The sequence below is a fragment of the Pseudonocardia lutea genome, assembly GCF_042658055.1.
Classification (GTDB): domain Bacteria; phylum Actinomycetota; class Actinomycetes; order Mycobacteriales; family Pseudonocardiaceae; genus Pseudonocardia; species Pseudonocardia lutea.
In genome coordinates, this window is sequence record NZ_JBHSQK010000069.1 from 33,623 (window position 1) to 48,843 (window position 15,221).

A 15,221-nucleotide genomic window follows, 5' to 3' on the forward strand; every position below is an offset into this window, starting at 1 on the left:
CGCCGGAGGGCGGGGGAGTGGTCGTCCCGGTGAGCCGGGCGATCAGGTCGGCGGCGGACCGACCCTGGCCGTCGGACCGGTCCTCGGCGCTGTGCCGGGAGCTCGGCACGAACACCGGGCGCGGTGCCACACACGTGTCGGGCATGCGTCGTTCCTCGCCGTCCGCGGGCATGCGGGGAGCCGGGGAGCAACCGCACCGCGCCTGCCCCGTGCCGGGGGTGGGCGCCCGGGGGAGTGTCGGCGGGCAGGCGGGACGGGCCGACCGGGCGTGCCGGTGGACGTCCTTCCCACCGGCGGGACCGACCGTAACCGGCCCGTGATCGTCGTGCGGGCCGTTCGGCCCCCCGGCGCGCCGAGCGGCGTCGTCCGAGGGACGAGATGTCGTTTCCCGCCGCCGAAGCCGTTCGTGGCGATCCGGACGCAGGTCACGACCCGGCCTCGACCGACGAACGGGGCGCTGCTCCCGCGGACCGCACGGCCGGTGGCGCCGGACGGGGTCACACGCGTGGGACGTAACGGCGGGCGGGCCCGCGACGCTCCCGGCGTCGGACCCGGCGGGGTCGTGCGCCCGACCGGCTGTCGGCGCCCACGGGGCGGACGAGGGCGGACCCGTAGACCTCCCGCAGCCGCGCGCCGCTGCAGCCGAGAGATCGCGATCGTCCGCGACGAACCCGGCGTACCGGGCGCGGCCCCGACGGCGGTGATGGCCGCATAGGGTGTCGCGGTGCGCACGGTGTACGTGATCGGGATCGGCTCGGGGGACCCCGACCACCTGACGTTGCAGGCGGTGGCCGCGCTCAAGCGCGTCGACGTCGTCTTCGTCATCGACAAGGGCGAGGTGAAGGAGGACCTCACCGCGCTGCGGACCGAGATCCTGCACCGGCATCGCGAACCCGGCGGCTACCGGGTGGTCGAGGCCGCGGACCCCGAGCGGGACCGGCAGGCCGGGGCCGGGGAGGCCGGACGGTCGGAGAGGTACACGGCCGCCGTCGTCGACTGGCAGGACCGGCGGGGGTCGCTCTACGCGTCGATGCTCGCGGAGCTGGCCGACGGCGAGATCGGGGCCTTCCTCGTCTGGGGCGATCCCTCCCTCTACGACGGCACCCTGCGGCTGCTCGAGGGCGTCGAGGGGATCCAGGTCGTCTCGTACCCGGGCATCTCGAGCGTGCAGGCGCTCGCCGCCGCCCACCGGCTCATCCTCAACCGGGTCGGGCGGCCCGTGCTGATCACCACCGGCCGGCGGATCGCGGCCGGCCTGCCCACGGACGTCGACGACATCGTCGTGATGCTCGACGGCGGCACCGCCTTCGCGAGCCTCCCGGACGCCGAGGTCGCCGATGTCGAGGTGTACTGGGGCGCATACGTGGGCAGCCCGGACGAGCTCCTGGTGTCCGGTCCTGTGCTCGAGGTCCGTGACGAGATCGTGAGGCTCCGGGCCGAGGCACGGGAGCGCAAGGGCTGGATCATGGACACGTACCTGCTGAGGCGGCGACCCGGGGACCGCTGAGCGGGCCGACCGCGTGGAGCGGGACGGGGGTGGCGGTGTGACCGACCGAGGCGGGCCGCGTCGTGCGGCGCGCGGGACGCGCGGGCACCCGGACGACGAGGGGCGCGCGATCCCGGCGAACGGGGCCGGGCTCGGCGGCGCGGCCGTCGGCGGCGACCCCGACGGCGTCCGGGACGGGACGGCCGGGGACCGGAGGGCCGACGGGGTGGTCGACGGCACCGGGGACGGCTCGTCGTTCGCCCCGCCCGCCGCTCCCGTGACCCCCGAGGTGTCCCGGCAGCCGGACCGCGGGGCGGTGATCGGCGGCGGGCTGACCTGGCTCGCGACCTGGAGCTGGCGGATCATCCTGATCGCCTGCGGTGCGATCCTGCTCGGCCTGATCGTCGGTGCGCTCTGGTCGATCGTGCTGCCGGTGCTGCTCGGCGTGATCCTCGCGACCGTGCTCCGGCCGCCGGTCCGCTGGCTCGTGCGGCACCGCTTCCCGCCGGCCGCGGCCGCAGGGCTCGTCCTGGTCGGCGCGCTGCTGGTGATCGGCGGCATCATCACCCTGCTGGCGCCGCAGGTGGCGGGCCAGTCGGACGAGATCGCCTCCGGCGTGACCGGCGGGCTCGCCCAGATCCAGCAGTGGGTGTCCGGGCCGCCGTTCAACCTCGGCCAGGGCCAGATCGGCGCGATGATCGACTCGGTCACGCGTCAGCTGCAGTCCAGCGCGTCGACGATCGCGGGCAGCGTGCTGACCGGGGTGTCGGCCTTCGCCAGCGGGCTGCTCAACCTCGTGCTCGCCGTGGTGCTGGCCTTCTTCTTCGTCAAGGACGGCCCGCGGTTCCTGCCCTGGCTCACCGGCGTGACCGGTGCGCGGGCGGGGCGGCACGTCGCGGGCGTGCTGCAGCGCGCGTGGCGGACCCTCGGCGGGTTCATCCGCACGCAGGCCCTGGTGGCGCTGGTCGACGGCGTCTTCATCGGCATCGGCCTGGTGATCCTCGGCGTGCCGCTGGCGCTGCCGCTGGCCGTGCTGACCTTCTTCGGCGGGTTCGTGCCGATCGTCGGGGCGCTGGTCGCCGGTGCGCTGTCGGTCCTGATCGCGCTGGTGACCAAGGGTGTGACGACGGCCCTCATCGTGCTCGCGATCATCATCCTCGTGCAGCAGATCGAGGGGAACGTCCTCCAGCCGATCCTGCAGAGCCGGAGCCTCAACCTGCACGGCGCCGTCGTGCTGTTGGCCGTGACCGCGGGCGGGGCGATCTGGGGCATCGCCGGGGCCTTCCTGGCGGTGCCGGTCGCCGCCGTCGCGGCCGAGGTGCTGCGGTACATCGGGGAGGAGATCGACCGGCGGTCCGGGGCGCGGGGGGCGCCGCCGAGCGCGGCGCCGGAGGGGCCGTCCGGGTCGCCCGTGGCCGACCAGTCCGGGGGCGTGACGTCCGGGTCGACCGCCGACGGGACGGCCGGCGCGGAGCCCGACGGAGGGACCGGCCGGTTCCGCATGGCCGACGACGGGCCCGGCCCGGTCCGCAGGCCCGCGCCGGAGGCCTGACCTCGGAGCAGTCGGTCAGCGCGGCCGACGACGGGCGCGTGGCCGACGGCGGGCCCGGGTCGCTGTGCAGGCCCGCAAGGAGGACCGACCTCGCAGCAGTCGGTTCCGCCAGCGGACGGGCACGTCGGTTCCGCCAGCAGGACGGGCACGGTGGTCCGTCCGGATCCTCCCGGCCGGGTGGGCGCGACGAGCGGTGGCGAGGGCTCGACCAGCGGTGTTTCTGGGGTGGGTGCTCGGGGTCATCCCAGGGGCGTTCGGCCCGAGACGCTCCCCGCACCGAGAGGCCCTCATCGTCATGACCTGTCCGGCACAGATCCCGCCGCACCCGGACGCACCCGCCGCCGGTGCCGACGCCCCGGGCGTGGACCCCGTCGCCGTCCTCGCCGAGGTGACCGGCGACGTCGAGCGCGCCGAGGCCGACCTCACCGGCGTGGCCGACTCCGTCGAGTACGTCCACCGCCGCTGGCCCGCCCGCCCGGACCGGCTCTCCCACATCCGGCACGAGCTCCTCGGCTGGCTCGCCCCGCTGGGGTTGACCGCCGAGCAGCGCGACGACGTGGTGCTCGCGGTCGACGAGGCCGTCGCCAACGCCGTCCGACACGCCTACCCGGAGGGCAGGCCCGGCGACGTCGAGCTCACCCTCTGGACCGAGGGCGAGGCCCTCTGCATCGAGATCACCGACCACGGCAGCTGGCGGCCCGCCCAGGGCGAGGGCGGCACCGTCACCGCAGACCGGAACGGCGGCCGCGGGATGCTGCTCATGCAGCACATGGTCGAGACGGTGCTCGTCCACTTCGACGGCCGGGGCAGCCGGGTTCTCCTCCGCCACCCCTTCGGCCGCCCCGCCGACCTGGGAGTGGGTGAAGGAATCGCGGAGCCGGCACTCGGCGCCGCGGGCTCGGACGTGAATGCGGGCAGCGTCGGCTCGGACGCGGGTGCGGAGAGCGTGGGCGAGCACGCCCCGCGCCACGCCCGCTGATCCAGACACCCTCAACAGGTTCCACCTGCTTCGACTCGCCACACCCGTCCCGGCGCGGCCTCACACCCGCAGAGTGCCTCGCACACGCCGTCGACCGGGTGTATCACGCTCGAACGGTTGTGCGAGGTCGAGGTCGCGATCAGCGGGAGGGCGAGGTCGGGCGTCCGACCCGATCGATCTCGGCTGGTGCACCTGTTCCGGCCCGCCACACCCCTCCCGGCGCAACCTCACACCCGCCGCGTGCCTCGCACACGCCGTCGACCGGGTGTACCACGCTCGAACGGTTGTGCGAGGTCGAGGTCGAGGCCGCGATCAGCGGGAAGGCGAGGTCGGGCGTCCGACCCGATCGATTTCGCCGGGCGCACCTGTTCCGGCCCCCCACACCCCTCCCGGCGCAACCTCACACCCGCCGCGTGCCTCCCACACGCCGTCGACCGGGTGTACCGCGCTCGAACGGTTGTGCGAGGTCGAGGCCGCGATCAGCGGGAGGGCGAGGTCGGGCGTCCGGACCCGATCGATCTCGCCGGGTGCACCTGTTCCGGCCCGCCACACCCGTCCCGGCGCGGCCTCACACCCGCCGCGTGCCTCCCACACCCCGTCGATCGGGTGTATCACGCTCCGGCGGTTGTGTGAGGTGGCGCGGCGCTGGGTCCATCCGCCCCGCTCGGAGCACCCGTTCGAAACCGCCACACCCGTTCCGGCGCGTCACACCCCGTCGACAGGATGTGCGACGCTCGCGCCGGGTGTGCCGCCGAGACCGAGCGGGTGTGTCGGGTCCCTTCGGGTGTGCCGCCACGCCGAGCGGCGTGCGCCGCGTGTCGAGGTGCGCCGGCCGAGCCGAGCGGCGTGCGCCGCGTGTCGAGGTGCCGCCGGCCGATCGACCCCCTGCCCCTCCGGTGTGTCCGCGCGTCGGACGGGGGTGCGGCCACCGGGCGGTACCGGCGCCGGGAGCCGCGATCGCTCCTGCTCCGAGCGGGGTCAGCCCTGGTCCACGGGGGCGAAGAGGGCGTCGACCGCCCGCGTGACGTGCCCGACCACCGCGTCGGGGTCGGCGGCCACCACCGCCTCGCTGCGGATCACCTTGCGCAGCAGCGCGATCCCCAGCAACCACGCGAGGGCGAGCTCGGCGCGCAGGTCGGCGTCGGCGGGGTCGTCCGTGGCGACGAGCCGGGCGAGCGTGCCGCCGTAGGCGACCCGGAGCTCCTCGCGGACCGTGGCGGCGGCGTCGGTGTTGCCCGCCGAGCGCAGCGCGGCGAGGAACAGGGCGACGTCGTCGGCCGAGCCGTCGTCGGTCGCCAGGATCGCGGCGAGGGTGCGGGGGAGCACCTGCTCCGGGGGCCCGTCGTGCAGCAGGTCGAGGGCCTGCCCCGTCACGGCCTCGGCGAACAGGCCCTCCTTGGACCCGAAGTGCCGGAACAGCAGGGCCTGGTTGACGCCGGCCCGCTCGGCGACCGCGCGGACCGTCGTCCCTTCGTAGCCGGCGCTGGCGAACAGCTCCCGACCGGCCGCCAGCAGCGCGCGCCGGGTGGCGGCGGAGTCGCGGGGGCGGGCGGGCCGGGACGCGGCCGTCGGACGGTCCGCACCACCCGCCGTCCGCCCGTGCGTCCCGCCGTCCGTGGCGCTGTCGCTGGGCATGCCCTATCGGACCACGGCGCGTGTGCGGCGGCGGCGTCCGGGGTAGGCGACCGTGTGGGCGCCGACGGCGCCCGGAACGGGAGATCGGAGGACAATGGCGAAGCACGAGGCGGACGAGAAGGGCCTCGACACCGCGCCGGACCTGGTGGAGGCCCTCCATCTCGGCAACGAGGAGGCGATGACGGGTCCGTCGGGCGGCGACCCGCTCGACGCCGGTTACATCCCGGCCGACCGGCCCTACGGCACCGACGACCCGACGGTCACGGCCGCCGGGATGCGCGAGGGCGAGACGCTCGACCAGCGGATCGAGCGCGAGGAGCCCGAGGACGCGTCCTTCGACACGACCCGCACCGGTCGGCTGACCGCGCGGGCGCCCGGTTTCGACGGTGGCCCGGGCGACGAGGACCCGGCGACGGCGGCCGAGGACGTCGGCGTCGACGGCGCGGCCGCGTCGGCCGAGGAGGCCGCGATGCACGAGCTCGACCAGGACATGGAGCCGGTGCTGGACGAGTCGCCCGCCGAGGACCCGGAGGTCGCGCGGCAGCTGGCCGAGGACCAGCGGCCGGGCGAGGCGGAGGAGGACGCGGTCCGCGACTACGCCGAGGAGACCGAACCTCAGGAGCGCCCGAGCGCCGCCGCGCGGATCGACGCGGAGCCGGACACGGGCGGCGTGCCGGGCGTGGCCGGCGGGGCCGACGCGGGGATCAGCCCTCGCAGCGCTGGGTGATCTGCTCGATCACCCGGTCGAGGTCCAGGGCCGCCGACTCCTCACCGAGCGGAACCAGCTCCGCCGACGACTCGACGAAGTGCCGCAGCAGGTCCCGGTCGACCTCGAGCACGGCGCGGCCGTCGGTGGAGCGGATCTCGATCTCGACGATGTCGTAGCCCTGGACCAGCTGCGGGCTCATCCGGATGTCGCCGTAGCCGGCGGGCCCGGACAGCGCCTCGACGACCAGGTCGCGCGCGACGAGCCACTCGACCCACCGGTCCTGCCTGGTCCGGACCGCGAGGGTGACCGCGAACGGGTCGGTCGCGGTGTACGTCCACCGCGTGACGACGGGCGCGGGCTGCCCGTGCAGCACGGTGAACATGTCCTGCTGGACCGAGTCGCTGGTCGTCATGGCGTGGCTCCCTGGCGCTGGCCGCCCGGCGGTGTGGGCGGCTCTCACGGGTGGAATCGGCGGGGCCCGTCGGAACGCAGCAGGTTCGCGGCCCTTTCACCCTTTCTGGTGACCGCATCCGCGACGTCCGGCGGTGTCGGAGCGGACGGGTCAGGTGCGGGTGGCGGTGGAGACGACCCAGATGCCCGTCGCCCCCGCCCGGACCGGCTGGACGAGCGTGAGGTGGGCGGTGCCGCCCGACGGGTCGGTGAGGTCGACCGATCCGGGGGCCGTGGACCTCGGCTCCGGAGCGGTCCAGCCGTAGGTGGTGGTCGCGTAGCTGATCGCGACCTCCTCCGGGTCGAGGGTCCACGGCTGCGCGCCGGCGTCGACCCGGCTCTGCAGCTCCTGCGCCGCGGCCAGGTCGGTGACCGGCCAGAGCAGGGGCGTCGCGGTCGGCGCGGGCCGGGGGACCGTCGTCCGCGGGACCGACGACCCCGGCGCCGAGTCCCCCGGGGCCGACGACGGCGGGGCCGCCGACGGCGAGGGCCCGCTCGCCCCCGGAGTGGTGGGAGACGCGCCGCTGCCGCAGGCCGCGAGCAGCAGGGCCAGTGCCCCCGCCGCCAGGAGTCCGCCGACCGTGCGCGCCTTCGCCCCGTCCACGCGCGGCACGCTAGTGGGGGCGGGCCCCGCCGGGCCCGCGACGCACCGCCACGTTCGAGGGTCGGGGGACCCGGCCCGACCTGCCCGACCGGACGTGGCGCGCGGGCCGATCTCGCATAGGGTTCCCGCAGAGCAGAGCCGCCGACCCTGTGAGGTGCAATGTCCGACAGCAGCACGGCCTTCTACGCGGCGCGGGACTTCCTCCTCGCGCACCGCACGGACTACGACACCGCCGTGCGTGACTTCCGCTGGCCCGAGCTCACCGAGTTCAACTGGGCGCTCGACCACTTCGACGCCGTCGCCGCGGATCCCGAGCGCGGGGCGCGCAAGGCGCTGTGGATCATCGAGGCCGACGGCAGCGACGCCTCGTGGACCTTCGCCGAGCTCTCCGAGCGGTCCAACCGGGTCGCGAACTGGTTGCGCGAGCGCGGCGTCGCCCGCGGCGACCGGATCATCCTCATGCTGGCCAACCAGCTGGAGCTGTGGGAGACGCTGCTGGCGGCGATGAAGCTCGGCGCCGTCGTCATCCCCGCGACCACGCTGCTCACCGCCGAGGACCTCCGCGACCGGGTGGACCGGGGCAACGCGAAGCACGTGATCGTCGGCAAGGACGACACGGGGAAGTTCGACGACGTCCCGGGCGACTACACCCGGATCTCCGTCCGGGGCGCGCCCTCGGGCTGGGAGGACTACGCGGACGCCTACGAGAAGTCCGCGGTCTTCGAGCCGGACGGGCCCACGCAGGCCACGGACACCCTGCTCCTGTACTTCACCTCGGGCACCACGGCCAAGCCGAAGCTCGTGGAGCACACGCACCAGAGCTACCCGGTCGGCCACCTGTCGACGATGTACTGGATCGGGCTCGAGCCCGGGGACGTCCATCTCAACATCTCGTCGCCGGGGTGGGCCAAGCACGCGTGGTCGAACGTCTTCGCGCCGTGGATCGCCGAGGCGACGGTGCTCGTCATGAACTACACCAAGTTCGACGCGTCGAACCTGCTGGGTGTGCTCGACAAGTACGGCGTGACGAGCTTCTGTGCCCCGCCCACGGTGTGGCGCATGCTGATCCAGGCCGACCTGTCCGGGCTGCGCACCCCGCCGACGAAGGTGGTCGGCGCGGGCGAGCCGCTCAACCCCGAGGTGATCGAGCAGGTCGAGAAGGCCTGGGGCCTGAAGATCCGCGACGGCTTCGGGCAGACCGAGTCCAGCGTCCAGATCGCCAACCCGCCCGGCTCGCCGATCAAGCCCGGCTCCATGGGCCGGCCCATGCCCGGTTTCCCGATCGCGCTGATCGACCCGGCGACGGGGGAGAAGGCCGACGAGGGCGAGATCTGCATCGACCTCTCGCAGCGCCCGACCGGGCTCATGGTCGGCTACAAGGACGACCCGGAGCGCAACGCCGAGGCGATGGCCGGCGGCTACTACCACACCGGTGACGTCGGCTCCCGGGACGCGGACGGCTACATCACCTACGTCGGGCGGGCCGACGACGTCTTCAAGGCCTCCGACTACCGGATCAGCCCGTTCGAGCTGGAGAGCGTGCTGATCGAGCACCCGGCGGTGGCCGAGGCGGCGATCGTGCCCTCGCCGGACCCGGTGCGGCTCGCGGTGCCGAAGGCGTACGTGGTGCTGGCCGCCGGCTACGAGCCGACCGAGGAGACCGCGAAGGACATCCTGCAGTTCGCGCGGGACAACCTCGCCCCGTACAAGCGGATCCGCCGGCTGGAGTTCCACGAGCTGCCCAAGACGATCTCGGGGAAGATCCGCCGGGTCGAGCTGCGCGGGCGCGAGGGCGAGCTGCACGCCGACCCGGAGGCCACGCCGTCGGGCGAGTTCACCCTGTAGGTGCCGTGGCCGGGCGGCGCCGCCGCCCGGCCGTCCGGTACTGATGCGGTCGGGCCGTGCCGCGGCACGGCCCGCGCGACGGCGGACGACCGCCGGCGGTCGCCGCCTCACCGGCGGCGGCGCACGACCGGATCGTGGAGGGGACAGATGGCCGCAGGCGACGGGACGTACAGACCGGGGAGCGGACCGATGGCGGGCGTGCTGGCGGACATGCCCGAGGTCTTCGGACGGCTGCTCGCCGAGCACGTCCCGGACCGCCTCGGCCGCTGCTCCGCCTGCCGCAACGCCGGCTCGGGCGTGGTCTGGCCGTGCACCCTGCACCAGATCGCGACCCGCGCGGCCGACCTGCACGCCCGCCGGCGGTAGGCGGTCAGTCCTCCCGGCGGTAGTGGCCCGGCCACTCGTCGTACGGGATGCGGGTGATGTCGAGGACCTTGCCGATCGTCGCCCACTCGTTGCGGCCCAGGCGCGCGAGCGGGCGGAGCCGGTCGATCGCGGGCAGGCTGTGGCCGCGGGCGTCCGTCTCGAAGGCGTCGGCGTCGATGGCGGCGTGCAGGACCCGGCCGATCACGACGGTCGAGTCCCCGAGCTCGAGGGCCTGCTCGAGCCGGCACTCCAGCGCGACCGGCGACTCGGCGACCCGGGGCGGGGCGACGGTCAGGCTCGGCTCCGCGGTCAGCCCGACCTCGGTGAACTCGGAGACCCCGGCCGGGAAGTTCGTGCCGGTGGCGTTGACCGCCTCGAACATGGCCTCGTTCGCGAGGCACACCACGAACTCGCCGGTGTCGGTCGCGTTGCGCAGCGAGTCCTTCCGGCCGACGGACGTGAACTGCACCATCGGCGGGTCCACGCACGAGACCGTGAAGAAGGAGTGCGGGGCGAGGTTGTCGACGCCCTCGGCCGAGCGGGTGGAGACCCAGGCGATGGGCCGGGGGACGACGACGCTGGTCAGCAGCTTGTAGAAGCGGCCGTGCCCCAGCTCGCCGGGGTCGATGTCCGTGCGCATGCCCCGATCATCCCCCGGGTTACGGTGGCCGGCATGCGGCGTCCCTCCCTCCTGCGGTCCCCCGGCTCGGCGCGGGCGCTGGGGCTGGCGTTGGGGGTCGCGGCCGACCTCGTCCTCGCCGATCCCCGGCGCGGGCACCCGGTCGCGGGCTTCGGCCGGGTCGCCGCGCGGTTGGAACGCCGGCTGTACGCGGACTCCCGCGCCGCAGGCGCGGCCTACACCGCGGTGCTGGTCGGGGGTGCGGTGCTGGCCGGTGCGCTGGGGGAGCGGAGGGTCGGCCACGGTGTGCGGGCCGTGCCGGCGGCGCTGCTGACGGCGGTGGCGACGTGGGCCGTGCTCGGCGGCACGTCGCTGGTGCGCGAGGGCGCGGCCCTCGGGAGGTCGCTGGAGCGGGGCGAGCTCGAGGCCGCCCGGGCCCGCATCCCGCACCTCTGCGCCCGCGACCCCGCCCTGCTCGACGCGGCCGGGATGGCCCGGGCGGGGGTGGAGTCGTTGGCGGAGAACACGTCCGACGCCGTCGTGGCGCCCCTGTTCTGGGGCGCGGTCGCCGGGGTGCCGGGGCTGCTGGGGTACCGGGCCGTCAACACGCTCGACGCGATGGTCGGCTACCGCTCGCCCCGCCACGCCCGCTTCGGCTGGGCCTCGGCGCGGCTCGACGACCTCGCCAACCTGGCGCCCGCCCGGCTCGCCGCCGTGCTGACCGCGGTCGCGGCCCCGCTGGTCGGGGGTCGGCCCGGCGCCGCCCTGGCCGCCTGGCGTCGCGACGCCCGCGAGCACCCCAGCCCCAACGCCGGCCCGGTCGAGGCCGCCGCCGCAGGGGCGTTGGGTGTGCGGCTGGGTGGGCGGACCGAGTACGCCTACGGCGCGGAGGACCGTCCCGCCCTGGGCAGCGGCCCCGCCCCGGTCCCGGCCGACCTCGTCCGCGCCGCCCGCCTTTCGCGCGCGGTCGGCCTGCTGTCCGCGGGCGCGGCGGTGGTCCTGGCGGCGATCATGCCCGCCGGCAGGGGCCGTGGCGAAGGTCAGCGGGGGGCGGGGGTGTCGCGGTCGTCCGTGTCGGGGTGCCGCGGCCGGGGGGTGGGGTCGTCGTCGGCGGAGGGGTCGAGGTCGCGGCCGGCGAGGGCGTCGCGCAGGCTCGCCCTGGTCTCCCGCCCGCCCCGCCGCTGCAGCACCTCGAGCCGGACGAAGTAGCCGAGCGCGATGATCGCGATGGCGCCGAAGGTCAGCCACTGCAGGGCGTACGAGCCGTTGGTGAACGGCGCCCCGGTGGTGCCGGGCGTGACCGGGACCGGGGTCAGGACGCCCGGCTGGCCCGCCGCCAGCTGCACGTACCCGTCGACCATGTCCGGCGTGCCGGTCGCCCTCGCCAGCTGCTGCGAGCTCGCGGCGTAGATCTGCAGGTGGCCGCCCTCGGTGAAGGGGGCGCGGCCGCTGGTGTCGGCCTCGTCGAGGCGCAGCCGGCCGGTCAGGGTGACCGGCCCGGCGGGCGCGGCGGGGTAGTCGGGGACGGCCGTGCCCTCGTCCGCGGTGATCGAGCCCCGGTCGACGGCGACGGTGCGACCGTCGTCGAGCCGGACGGGGGTGAGCACCTCGGAGGCGGGCTTGCCGTCGACGACCCGCAGCCGGACCAGCGCCTCGGCCTGCGGCAGGTAGGTGCCGGAGAGCGTGACCTGGCGCCACTCGTCGCCGGCGTCGACCGCGGTGCCGGGCACCAGCTGGGCGAACGGCACCGGCGGGGTGGCGTTCGCGACGTCGATCGCGTGCTGCTGCGCCTGGCGCTGCTCCTCGCGCCCGAACTGCCACGGGGCGAGCAGCGTGTAGCACGCCACGGCGAAGCCGACGACCACCACCACGAAGGCGATCCAGCCGGGGCGCAGCAGGAAGCGCATGCCCCTACGGTAGGCGCCCCGCCGCCGAGGGGTGCCGCCGCCTCGCACCCCGCCGGGCCGCTGCCGCCGCTCCTGGGAGGAGACTGCTCGCCGTGGATCCGAGGGGCGCCCTGCTGGTGGCGGGTACGACGTCCGACGCCGGCAAGAGCGCCCTGGTGGCGGGCCTCTGCCGCTGGCTGCGCCGGCGCGGGGTCTCGGTCGCCCCGTTCAAGGCCCAGAACATGAGCAACAACTCCGTCGTCACGGTCGACGGCGGGGAGATCGGCCGGGCCCAGGCGATGCAGGCGCACGCGTGCGGCCTGGAGCCGAGCGTCGCGTTCAACCCGGTGCTGCTCAAGCCGGGCAGCGACCGGACCTCGCAGGTGGTGGTGCGGGGTCGCGCGGACGGGCACGTCTCCGCCCTGTCCTACCGGACCCGGACCGCCGCGCTGCGCGAGGTGGTCACGGAGACCCTCGCGGACCTGCGCGCGCGGTTCGACGTCGTCGTCTGCGAGGGCGCCGGCTCGCCCGCCGAGATCAACCTGCGGGCGACCGATCTCGCCAACATGGGTCTCGCCCAGGCCGCGGACCTGCCCGTGATCGTGGTGGGGGACATCGACCGCGGCGGGGTGCTGGCGCACCTGTTCGGCACCGTCGCCGTCCTCGACCCGGCCGACCAGGCGCGGATCGCCGGGTTCGTGATCAACAAGTTCCGGGGCGACCCCGCGCTGCTCGCCCCGGGACTCGACCGGCTCCGGTCGCTGACCGGGCGGCCGACCCTCGGCGTGATCCCGTGGTCGGACCGGCTGTGGCTCGACGCCGAGGACTCGCTGTCCGCGGTCGCCGACGGGGTGCTCGGCCGCCCGGCCCCGCCCGTGGGTGAGCAGTGGCTGCGGGTCGCGGTGGTCCGGCTGCCGCGGATCTCCAACGCCACGGACGCGGAGGCCCTGGCCTGCGAACCCGGCGTCGCCGTGCGGTACGTGACCGAGCCGTCGCGGCTGCTCGACGCCGACGTCGTCGTGCTGCCCGGATCCAAGTCGACCGTGTCGGACCTGGCCTGGCTGCGCGCGTCGGGCCTGGCCGACGCGATCGCGGCGCACGCCGCCGAGGGCAGGCCGGTCCTCGGGATCTGCGGCGGCTACCAGATGCTGGGCCGGCGGATCACCGACCCGGGCGTGGAGGTGCCGGGCGGCGCTGACGTCGCCGGGCTCGGGCTGCTCGACCTGGAGATCGCGTTCGACGCCGAGAAACACCTCGGCACCCCGACCGGCACCGCGTTCGGCGTCCCGGTCGGCGGCTACGAGATCCACCACGGCCGGGTGGTGCGCTCCGGCGACCCGCAGCTGCTCGACGGCGAGGGATCCGACGCCGGGACCGTGCTCGGCACGCACTGGCACGGCCTGCTGGAGAACGACTCGTTCCGCCGGCTCCTGCTGGCCCGGCTCGCCGAACAGTCAGGTCGGTCCGGGTTCCGGCCCGCCCCCGCCACGTCGTTCGCCGCCGAGCGGACCGCCCAGCTCGACCTGCTGGCGGACCTCGTCGAGCAGCACCTGGACCTGGCGTCACTCGAGCATGTGATCAGTCACGGTGCTCCCGCGGACCTCCCGGTGCTGGCGACCGGTCTGGCAGAGTCGCGGCGATGAGCAGGACCGCGAGCAGCACGACCTTCCCCTTCTCCGCGGTCGTCGGGCACGACGACCTGCGCCTGGCCCTGGTCCTCAACGCCGTGCACCCCGGCGTCGGCGGCGTGCTGGTGCGCGGCGAGAAGGGCACCGCCAAGTCGACGGCGGTCCGTGCGCTCGCGGCCCTGCTGCCGCCGGTCGAGGTCGTGGAGGGCTGCCGCTTCGGCTGCGCGCCCGACGCCCCCGACCCCGCCTGCCCCGACGGCCCGCACACCGGCGGCGCCGGCACCGGCCGGCCGGCCCGGCTCGTCGAGCTGCCGGTGGGCACCACCGAGGACCGCCTGGTCGGCTCGCTGGACCTGGAGAAGGCGCTGTCCGAGGGCACCCGCGCCTACCAGCCCGGCCTGCTGGCCGAGGCGCACCGCGGCGTGCTCTACGTGGACGAGGTCAACCTGCTGCACGACCATCTCGTCGACCTGCTGCTGGACGCCGCGGCGATGGGCCGCGCGCACGTCGAGCGCGACGGCGTCTCGGTCTCGCACGCGGCGCGGTTCCTGCTGGTCGGGACGATGAACCCGGAGGAGGGCGAGCTGCGGCCGCAGCTGCTCGACCGGTTCGGGCTGACGGTCGAGGTCAGGGCCGCGCGCGAGGTCGACACCCGCGTCGAGGTCGTCCGGCGCCGGATGGCGTTCGAGGCCGACCCGGCCGCCTTCGCCGCGACCTGGGCCGCCGCCGACGCCGAGGTCGCCGCGCGGATCGTCGCCGCCCGGGACCGGGTCGACGCCGTGCGGCTGAGCGACCGGGAGCTGCGCCGGATCGCGTTCGTGTGCGCCCGGTTCGACGTCGACGGCATGCGCGCCGACCTGGTCATCGCCCGGACCGCCGTGGCGCACGCGGCGTGGCGGGGCGCGGGCGCCGTCGCCGAGGAGGACGTGCGGGTCGCGGCCCGGCTGGCGTTGCCGCACCGGCGCCGGCGCGACCCGTTCGACGAGCCGGGGATCGACGAGAAGGACCTCGAGGAGGCGCTGCGGGACGCCGAGGAGGACCTCGGGCCCGAGGACCCCCCCGACCCGGACGACGACCCGGGCGGCCGGGGCCCGGACAGCCCCGACACCGAGCCCGGGGGCGGCCCCGACGCCGAGCCCGGGGGCGGCCCCGACGCCGAGGCGCCCGACGCCGGTGGGGACGAGGCCGAGCCCGCCACCGCCCCGACCCCGCCGGGCGGCCGGACCGGACCCGAGCAGACCGCCTCGGAGCAGGCCGGACCCGACCGAGCCGGCCCCGAGCGGGCCGGCGGCGCCACACGACCCGACGCGGCCGAGGCGGCCGAGGCCCCGCAGGACCGTCCGGCGGCGATGGGCGCCGGCAACGCGATGCCCGTCGGCAGCCCCGCCCGGCTGAGCCGGGTCGCGGCGCGGCGGTTCACCGTGCCCGGCGTCGGCGACGGCGCGCCCGGCCGCCGCTCGCG

The 15,221-nt window shown here is 75.7% G+C and carries 13 protein-coding genes and 1 pseudogene; 9 read left to right on the forward strand and 5 right to left on the reverse strand.

Translation table 11 applies throughout. The features are described from left to right. The first annotated feature begins 724 nt into the window (after positions 1 to 724). The 3 genes from cobF to ACFQH9_RS24070 all read left to right on the forward strand — a co-directional run bounded on the left by cobF (position 725) and on the right by ACFQH9_RS24070 (position 4,017). Positions 725 to 1,507, forward strand: coding sequence for a precorrin-6A synthase (deacetylating) (cobF, locus tag ACFQH9_RS24060; RefSeq protein ID WP_379569209.1), 783 nt, complete (start codon positions 725 to 727; stop codon positions 1,505 to 1,507). Positions 1,508 to 1,544: 37 nt separating this feature from the next. Then, the gene (locus tag ACFQH9_RS24065) at positions 1,545 to 3,038 is read left to right on the forward strand and encodes an AI-2E family transporter (protein ID WP_379569210.1); all 1,494 of its coding nucleotides are present in this window, start codon (positions 1,545 to 1,547) and stop codon (positions 3,036 to 3,038) included. A 295-nt stretch (positions 3,039 to 3,333) separates the two neighbouring features. Continuing rightward, entirely contained in the window at positions 3,334 to 4,017 is a 684-nt protein-coding gene (locus ACFQH9_RS24070) for an ATP-binding protein (protein WP_379569211.1), read from the forward strand. A 978-nt stretch (positions 4,018 to 4,995) separates the two neighbouring features. Here the strand turns inward: ACFQH9_RS24070 and ACFQH9_RS24075 are convergent. Further along, positions 4,996 to 5,652 carry a TetR/AcrR family transcriptional regulator gene (locus ACFQH9_RS24075; RefSeq protein WP_379569212.1) on the reverse strand — a complete coding sequence of 219 codons (657 nt, stop codon included), beginning with the start codon at positions 5,650 to 5,652 and terminating at the stop codon, positions 4,996 to 4,998. A gap of 94 nt (positions 5,653 to 5,746) precedes the next feature. Between ACFQH9_RS24075 and ACFQH9_RS24080 the strand changes: the two genes are divergently transcribed. Then, a complete protein-coding gene (locus ACFQH9_RS24080; protein ID WP_379569213.1) occupies positions 5,747 to 6,379 on the forward strand; it encodes a DUF5709 domain-containing protein in 633 nt (210 codons plus the stop codon). Here ACFQH9_RS24080 and ACFQH9_RS24085 read toward each other — a convergent pair. Beyond that, the gene (locus ACFQH9_RS24085) at positions 6,357 to 6,773 is read right to left on the reverse strand and encodes an SsgA family sporulation/cell division regulator (protein ID WP_379569214.1); all 417 of its coding nucleotides are present in this window, start codon (positions 6,771 to 6,773) and stop codon (positions 6,357 to 6,359) included. The two genes, ACFQH9_RS24080 and ACFQH9_RS24085, sit on opposite strands and share 23 nt — an antisense overlap. A gap of 150 nt (positions 6,774 to 6,923) precedes the next feature. Beyond that, the gene (locus ACFQH9_RS24090; protein WP_379569216.1) at positions 6,924 to 7,415 is read right to left on the reverse strand and encodes a hypothetical protein; all 492 of its coding nucleotides are present in this window, start codon (positions 7,413 to 7,415) and stop codon (positions 6,924 to 6,926) included. A gap of 159 nt (positions 7,416 to 7,574) precedes the next feature. On the opposite strand from ACFQH9_RS24090, the gene ACFQH9_RS24095 reads away from it, so the two are divergent. Both ACFQH9_RS24095 and ACFQH9_RS24100 read left to right on the forward strand, forming a co-directional pair. After that, positions 7,575 to 9,260: an AMP-binding protein gene (locus tag ACFQH9_RS24095; protein ID WP_379569218.1), complete on the forward strand. Its 1,686-nt coding sequence runs from the start codon at positions 7,575 to 7,577 to the stop codon at positions 9,258 to 9,260. Between the two features lie 189 nt (positions 9,261 to 9,449). Continuing rightward, on the forward strand, positions 9,450 to 9,626 hold the full coding sequence (locus ACFQH9_RS24100; protein ID WP_379569220.1) for a hypothetical protein: 177 nt from the start codon (positions 9,450 to 9,452) through the stop codon (positions 9,624 to 9,626). A gap of 4 nt (positions 9,627 to 9,630) precedes the next feature. On the opposite strand, the gene ACFQH9_RS24105 is transcribed toward ACFQH9_RS24100, so the two are convergent. Then, a complete protein-coding gene (locus ACFQH9_RS24105) occupies positions 9,631 to 10,266 on the reverse strand; it encodes a flavin reductase family protein (protein WP_379569222.1) in 636 nt (211 codons plus the stop codon). A 33-nt stretch (positions 10,267 to 10,299) separates the two neighbouring features. On the opposite strand from ACFQH9_RS24105, the gene ACFQH9_RS24110 reads away from it, so the two are divergent. Next, the gene (locus ACFQH9_RS24110; RefSeq protein ID WP_379569224.1) at positions 10,300 to 11,454 is read left to right on the forward strand and encodes a cobalamin biosynthesis protein; all 1,155 of its coding nucleotides are present in this window, start codon (positions 10,300 to 10,302) and stop codon (positions 11,452 to 11,454) included. Positions 11,455 to 11,486: 32 nt separating this feature from the next. On the opposite strand, the pseudogene ACFQH9_RS24115 reads toward ACFQH9_RS24110, so the two are convergent. Then, a pseudogene (locus tag ACFQH9_RS24115) lies at positions 11,487 to 12,152 on the reverse strand (SURF1 family cytochrome oxidase biogenesis protein); the annotation flags it as partial. A 92-nt stretch (positions 12,153 to 12,244) separates the two neighbouring features. On the opposite strand from ACFQH9_RS24115, the gene ACFQH9_RS24120 reads away from it, so the two are divergent. Both ACFQH9_RS24120 and ACFQH9_RS24125 read left to right on the forward strand, forming a co-directional pair. Further along, on the forward strand, positions 12,245 to 13,774 hold the full coding sequence (locus ACFQH9_RS24120) for a cobyric acid synthase (protein ID WP_379569226.1): 1,530 nt from the start codon (positions 12,245 to 12,247) through the stop codon (positions 13,772 to 13,774). Beyond that, the coding region (locus ACFQH9_RS24125; RefSeq protein ID WP_379569228.1) for an AAA family ATPase at positions 13,771 to 15,221 on the forward strand (1,451 nt) is incomplete at its 3' end. The genes ACFQH9_RS24120 and ACFQH9_RS24125, both read left to right, overlap by 4 nt.